General features: G+C 71.7%; 1 protein-coding gene. It reads left to right on the plus strand.

Annotation, left to right across the window (positions count from 1 at the left end; genetic code table 11):
- Window positions 1–18: 18 nt before the first annotated feature.
- Window positions 19–520 (plus strand): hypothetical protein (locus tag BFF77_RS32050; protein ID WP_079125675.1); only part of this gene is annotated, 502 nt, incomplete at its 3' end.

Here is a 520-nt window from a genome sequence, read left to right on the forward strand (position 1 = left end):
CCCCCCAGGTGCCCGCCCATGCCTGTCGCCGTCGCCCGCCCCGCCACCGCCCGTCGCCGGACGCGCCGTCTGCTGGCCGCCGTTCCGAGCCTGCTCGCGCTCGGGACCCTGCTGGTCGAGCCGTCGGTGGTGGCGGTGCGCAAGGACGACGCCTTCATCACGGCGGAGACGTCGGGCATCCTGCTCATCGAAGGCGCGGAGTGCTTCACCGATCCCACGTACTCCGTGACGGCGGACGAGAAGGTCGTGCTCTACCGCGCGTGCCGTGAGGGCGCGGCCAACCAGTCGTACGGCTTCCTGGAGGCCGAGGACGGCGCCTATGACCGCCCGGCGCTGGCGGACTTCGCGTGGCGCGGCTGCGAACGCGGCTTCCGGGTCAACTGGACCAGCCGGGAGAAGTCCGGGCTCGACTTCTATCCGATCCTGCCGACGGAGGAGACCTGGGCGGACGGCGACCGGGACATCATGTGCGCCGTCTACGATCCGCACGGCGAGCTGAAGGCATCGGTGCTGCCGACGC

It is taken from the genome of Streptomyces lushanensis, assembly GCF_001700515.1.
In the GTDB taxonomy this organism is placed as follows: domain Bacteria; phylum Actinomycetota; class Actinomycetes; order Streptomycetales; family Streptomycetaceae; genus Streptomyces; species Streptomyces lushanensis.